Annotated in this window: 7 protein-coding genes; 5 read left to right on the top strand and 2 right to left on the bottom strand. The window is 71.3% G+C overall.

The window, feature by feature from the left end; translation table 11 throughout:
* Window positions 1-158 precede the first annotated feature (158 nt).
* The 5 genes from D7X74_RS38900 to D7X74_RS38920 all read left to right on the top strand — a co-directional run bounded on the left by D7X74_RS38900 (window position 159) and on the right by D7X74_RS38920 (window position 4,501).
* The gene (locus D7X74_RS38900) at window positions 159-695 is read left to right on the top strand and encodes an adenine phosphoribosyltransferase (protein WP_120538004.1); all 537 of its coding nucleotides are present in this window, start codon (window positions 159-161) and stop codon (window positions 693-695) included.
* 108 nt (window positions 696-803) lie between these two features.
* Complete coding sequence (locus tag D7X74_RS38905; protein WP_120538005.1) at window positions 804-1,418, top strand: TetR/AcrR family transcriptional regulator; 615 nt, start codon at window positions 804-806, stop codon at window positions 1,416-1,418.
* 76 nt (window positions 1,419-1,494) lie between these two features.
* Window positions 1,495-1,992 carry a pantetheine-phosphate adenylyltransferase gene (coaD, locus tag D7X74_RS38910; RefSeq protein ID WP_120538010.1) on the top strand — a complete coding sequence of 166 codons (498 nt, stop codon included), beginning with the start codon at window positions 1,495-1,497 and terminating at the stop codon, window positions 1,990-1,992.
* A complete protein-coding gene (locus D7X74_RS38915) occupies window positions 1,989-2,735 on the top strand; it encodes an MBL fold metallo-hydrolase (RefSeq protein WP_120538006.1) in 747 nt (248 codons plus the stop codon). The genes coaD and D7X74_RS38915 overlap by 4 nt, the downstream gene beginning before the upstream one ends.
* A 161-nt stretch (window positions 2,736-2,896) precedes the next feature.
* Window positions 2,897-4,501, top strand: a complete 1,605-nt coding sequence (locus D7X74_RS38920) for a bifunctional UDP-sugar hydrolase/5'-nucleotidase (protein WP_120538007.1) — start codon at window positions 2,897-2,899, stop codon at window positions 4,499-4,501.
* A gap of 70 nt (window positions 4,502-4,571) precedes the next feature.
* Here D7X74_RS38920 and D7X74_RS38925 read toward each other — a convergent pair whose 3' ends face one another.
* The gene (locus D7X74_RS38925; protein ID WP_120538008.1) at window positions 4,572-5,345 is read right to left on the bottom strand and encodes a YdcF family protein; all 774 of its coding nucleotides are present in this window, start codon (window positions 5,343-5,345) and stop codon (window positions 4,572-4,574) included.
* A gap of 14 nt (window positions 5,346-5,359) precedes the next feature.
* Window positions 5,360-5,718, bottom strand: a 359-nt coding sequence (locus D7X74_RS38930; protein ID WP_147446846.1) for a lipopolysaccharide assembly protein LapB, incomplete at its 5' end; no start/stop codon positions are given.

Consider the following 5,718-nt stretch of genomic DNA (forward strand, 5'->3'; position numbering starts at 1 on the left):
CCTTCCGGCCCCTTCCCCCAGGCGCCCCCGTCCAGGGGCACGCCCGGCCGGCCGCTCCCGGCGCCGGGGACACGGGCCGCCTCGGACACCTGGAAGCCCAGGAAGCCCAGGGTGCTGGCACCCGCACTGACCGTCGTCCTCCCGGAGAGCCCCCTTCCATGTCCTTCGACCCCACGCTCGTCTCCGACCTCCAGGCCGTCCTGCGCGACGTGCCGGACTTCCCCAAGCCCGGCATCGTCTTCAAGGACATCACCCCCATGCTGGCCGACCCGCGCCTCTATGGCCGCGTCGTCAACGCCATGTCCGCGCCCTTCCGGGGAAAGCACATCACCAAGGTCGTGGGCGTGGAGTCGCGCGGCTTCCTGCTGGGCGCCCCCATGGCGCTGGCGCTGGACGCGGGCTTCGTCCCCGCCCGCAAGCCCGGCAAGCTGCCCCACCGCCGCATCATCGAGCGCTACTCCCTGGAGTACGGCGCGGACGGTGTGGAGATGCACGAGGACGCCATCCTCAAGGACGAGCGCATCCTCGTCGTGGATGACGTGCTCGCCACCGGAGGCACCGCGGACGCCACCGCCCGGCTCGTCAGCCGCCTGGGCGGGCAGCTCGTCGGCTTCAGCTTCCTCATCACGCTCGACTTCCTGGAGGGCGCGAAGCGGCTGGGCCCCGACAAGGTCACCTCCCTGCTGACCTTCTAGGCCCCTGCCCTTCCCTGGCGCCTCCTCCCGACCCGTCCCCCGGGTCGGGTTGACGTCCGCGCTGGCGCTGTTTATAAGTTGGTCACCCAACCTAGAAACAAATCGCCCATGCCCCGTCCCTCCAACACCGAAGCGCGCCGGGAACAGATTGTCGCCGGGCTGCTCAAGGCCATGGCCGAGCGCGGGTACGAGGGCGCGTCGGTGGCGGAGATTGCCCGGGCCGCGAACCTGAGCGCGGGGCTGGTGCACTACCACTTCAAGGACAAGCAGGAGATCCTCCTGACGCTGGTGGGCTCGCTGGCCTCGCGCGCGCGGCAGCGCTTCGCCACCCGGACCTCGAGGCTCGCGGCGGACGACGCGCGGGGGCGGCTGGACGCGTTCGTGGACGCATTCCTCGCCACCGGGCCGGACTCGGACGTGGCGGCGGTGTCGGGCTGGGTCACCATCAGCGCGGAGGCCATCCGGCAGCCGGAAGTGCGCGTCGCGTACGAAGCGGTGGTGCGCGCGGACCTGGAGCAGTTGGAGTCGCTCGTCGCGGCGGTGGTGGGCAAGCGCCGGGCGCGCCCCCTGGCCGCGGGCCTGTTCGCCGCCATCCAGGGCTACTTCGTGCTCTCCGCGAGCGCGCCGGGGCTCGTGCCTCCGGGGTCCGCGGCGGGCACCGTGAAGCGCATGGCGGCGGGGCTGCTGGATGCGGCGGGGCCCCTGGTCCGGGACGACGCATGACGCGCTTCGGCTCGACGTCGTGGCGGTTTCCTTCCTTCCGGGCCCGCACGGCCGGGACTGTTCGTGGGGTGTCGTGATGACCATCGCGCTCTATGCCGGCAGCTTCGACCCTGTCACCGCGGGGCACCTGTCGGTGGTGCGTCAGGCCGCGCGCCTCTTCAGCCACGTGGTGGTGGTGGTGGCGGTCAACCCGAACAAGCAAACGCTGCTGACCGCTTCGGAACGCGTGGCGCTGGTGCAGGGCGCGGTGGCCCGGCACCCCAACGTCACCGTCACGCACACCGAGGGGCTCATCGTCGAGCTGGCGCGGGAGATTGGCGCGAGCGTGCTCCTGCGCGGCGTGCGGGGCGCCACCGATGCCCAGTTCGAGACGGAGCTCGCGCAGATGAACCGCGCGCTCGCGCCTGAAATCTCCACCCTCTTTCTCCCCGCCGAGGCGCACCTGGCCGAGGTGTCCAGCAGCGCCCTCAAGGAGCGCGTCGCGCGCGGCGAGGACGTGTCCGCCTACTGCCCTCCCGCCGTCGTCGCGATGCTGCGCGAGCGGCTGACGTCTTCCCTCCGGAGCCACCCATGAGCCTGTCCTTCGTTCCCCTCGGCGTCGGTGATGCGTTCTCCGCGCTGTACTACTCGTCGTGCCTCGCGCTGGAGGCGGAAGGCCAGGTGCTGCTGCTGGACTGTCCGCACCCCATCCGCAAGATGATGCGCGAGGCGTCCGAGTCCTCCGGCGTGGCGCTGGACGTGGACCGCGTCAGCGCCGTGGCCCTCACGCACCTGCACGCGGACCATGCCTCCGGCCTGGAGAGCCTGGCGTACTTCTCCTTCTTCGTGCTGCAGCGGAAGATGGAGCTGCTCGCGCACCCGAGCGTCACACGCCGGCTGTGGGAAGGACACCTGGCCGCGGGCATGGAGTGCCTCATCGAGCAGCAGGGCGCGGGCCCCAGCCACAAGCACTTCGAGGACTACTTCACGCACACGCCGCTGCACCTGGAGCGCTCGGTGCGCCACGGCCCGTTCGAGATCGAGTGCCGCTTCACCTACCACCACGTGCCCACCACCGCGTTCCGCATCCGCGCGGGCGGCAGGTGCCTGGGCTACAGCGCGGACACGGCGTTCGACGAGGGCCTCATTGCCTGGTTGTCGGAGGCGGACCTCGTCATCCACGAGACCAACTACGGCGTGCACACGCCCTACGAGAAGCTCGCCGCGCTGCCTGAAACGACGCGAGCGAAGATGCGCCTCATCCACTACCCGGACGGTTTCGACGCGAGCACCAGCGTCATTGAACCGCTGGTGCAGGGCCGGCGCTACACCGTCTGACGGGGAAGCACGCGGTCGGTTGGATGCCCTTCTTCCTCCGGGAAGTTGGACGCGTGCCTTGCGCGTTGCGCCAAATCCGGTCCGCTCGCCTTCATGCGCCGAGTGCGCTACGCCGAGTGGAATTGGCGCTCCCCCGTGCCCCCGCAAGAGAACGACCCTTGATGACGAAGATGACCGTGCGCGCCCGGGCCGCGCTCCTGCCGCTCGCGCTGGTGCTGGCCGCCCACTCCGCTGGAGCCGCCGCACCGACGCCGACGCCCGCACCCGCCGGGGACACCGTCCGCATCACCCTGCTGCACCTCAACGACGTGTACCAGTTCCAGCCCACGTCCCAGAACCGGGGCGGCCTGTCGCGCGTGGCCACGCTGCGAAAGCAGGCGCTGAAGGAGTCCCCGAACGTCCTCACGCTGATGGCGGGGGACACGATCTCTCCCTCGGTGGAGTCCTCCGCGGAGGTGGCGGGCGAGGCGCTCAAGGGCCGGCAGATGATCGACGCGTGGAACGCGCTCGGCGTGGACTACGCGGTGGTGGGCAACCACGAGTTCGACTTCGGGGATGACGTGCTGCGCTCGCGCATCCAGCAGTCGCGCTTCCCGTGGCTGGGCGCCAACGTGATGAGCGTGAAGTCGGGCCAGGTGTTCGACGGGATGAAGGCGTGGGACGTGCGCGAGGTGGGCGGCGTGAAGGTGGGCATCTTCGGCGTGGTGCTGCCGGAGACGCAGAACTCGTCCAAGCCGGGCAAGGACACGCGCATCACGCCGTACTGCGAGGCGGCGAAGCGCTCCGTGGACGAGGTGCGCGCGGCCGGGGCCCAGTTCGTCGTGGCGCTCACGCACCTGGCGGTGGAGCAGGACCGGGAGCTGGCCAAGTGCGTGCGCGTGGACGTCATCATCGGCGGGCACGACCATGACCGCGTGGAGGAGACCGTCGCGGGCACGCCCATCTTCAAGCTGGACGAGGATGCGGTGGACCTGGGCCGGCTCACGCTGGACCTGGATGCGAAGACGGGCGCGGTGAAGAAGCTGGCGTGGAAGGTGCTGCCCATCACCGCGAAGGTGCCGGACGACGCGGCCTTCAACGAACAGATGAAGGCCTACGCGCCGCTGCTCGCCACGCTGGCGGAGCGGATTGGCCGCTCGCCGGTGGCGCTGGATGCACGCAGCGCGCAGAACCGGCTGGGTGAGACGAACCTGGGCTCGTTCCTGGCGGACACGTTCCGCGAGGCCACGGGCGCGGACGTGGCGCTCGTCAACGGGGGCGCCGTGCGCGCGGACCGGGTGCTGCCCGCGGGGAAGATGACGCGGCGGGAGCTGTACTCGCTCATGCCCTACCGCAACGAGCTGGTGGTGCTGGAGGTGACGGGGACGACGCTGCGCGCGGCGCTGGAGAACGGCGTCAGCCTGAGCAGCGTGGACGGCAAGCCGCCCGGCCGCTTCCCTCAGGTGTCCGGCATGCGCTTCACCTACGACCTGCGCAAGCCGCCGGGAGACCGCATCACCAAGGTGGAGGTGCGCGGCCGGACGCTGGACGACGCGGCGGTGTACCGGCTGGCCACGCTGAGCTTCGTGGCCTCGGGCAACGACGGCTACACGATGCTCAAGGAGCTGCCCCAGCTTCCGGCGAGCAAGGACCTCCCGTCACCCTGGGACGCGCTCACCGGGGCCTTCAGCACCGGCAAGCCCGCGCCGAAAGCGAAGCCCCAGGGCCGCATCGCGCTGGTGGGCGCGCCTCCAGGCGGCCTGCGCGCACCACCGTCGATGAAGTAGCGAAGCCGTGGGGAGGGCTCCTCGCATCCGAGCGGTCCGCGTGCCCTGCCGTTGAAGCCGCGAAGCGATGCTACGGCGCGGTCCACCCGCGCAGCCGGTACACCACGCGCCCCGCCAATTCGCGCAGCATGTCCGTGCTCTGACTGAGCCCTCCCGCGCGCGGCAGCCAGCTCATGCGACCTGGCGGAATGGGCGAGGAGCGCACGTCCACCGCGAGCGTGTCCGCACGTATCCCCACCGCCGCGAAGCAGCCCGCCGCCCTCGGCAGGTGCGCGGCGCTCGTCACCAGCAGCAGGGACTTCCAGCCGTGCCCGCTCACCAGGGGCACGGCGTTGAGCGCGTTCTCGCGGGTGTTGCGGCTGCGGCCCTCCTTCACGATGCGCTCGGGCGCGATGCCCCAGTGCTCCAACTGCCCGGCCAGCACGTCCGCCTCCACCACCGCCTCCGGCCTCGCGTCCAGGGTGCCGCCCGACAGCAGCACCTGCTTCGCGCGTCCGTCCCGCAGCAGCTCGAAGCCGCGCATGATCCGCTCCGGCGCGGCGTTGTACTCCGGCTGCCCCGAGCGCTCCGTGGCCGCCGCGTCCAGCCCTCCGCCCAGCAGGATGACCGCGTCGTAGACCGTCTCCTTCCGGAAGGTGCTCACCGCGCCGCCCTCCGTCGCCCGCGTGAGCAGCGCCACCACGGGCTCGATGGAGAAGGCGTACAGCACCGCGAGCGACGCGAGCTGGAGCGCCACCGACACGCGCACCCGCCTGCGCCACAGCAGGCTCCCCACGCCCAGGAACAGCGCCCAGGTGAGCGGGGAGAGCAGCAGATCCAACACCTTGGACAGGACGAGGAACATCGCGGGGCGCCGGGCTACCGGGTCTTCCTCCCGCCCGCGAGGTACTTGCGCGCCTCGGCCGCGTCGTCTCCCTGCGGCTCCAGGTCCAGGTAGCGCTGGTAGTGCTCGCGGGCCTCCCGGGCCTGCCCCTTGCGCGCCCCCATCCGCCCCAGCTCCAGGTGACACAGCACGGAGGCCGCATCCACCTCCACGCAGCGCCGGAACTCCGACTGCGCCTGCGTCGCGTTGCCCCCCCGGAGATGATCCATGCCCACGAGGTACGACGCGCTCGCCTCCGGGCGACGGTCCTTCCAGTAGTAGACGAACCCCTTCATGCCCCGGGGCGCGGGCGCGGCCGGCTTGTCCCCGCCCTTCCCGCGAGCCCCCGCCGATG

The organism is Corallococcus sp. CA047B (genome assembly GCF_003612065.1).
Lineage (GTDB): Bacteria > Myxococcota > Myxococcia > Myxococcales > Myxococcaceae > Corallococcus > Corallococcus praedator.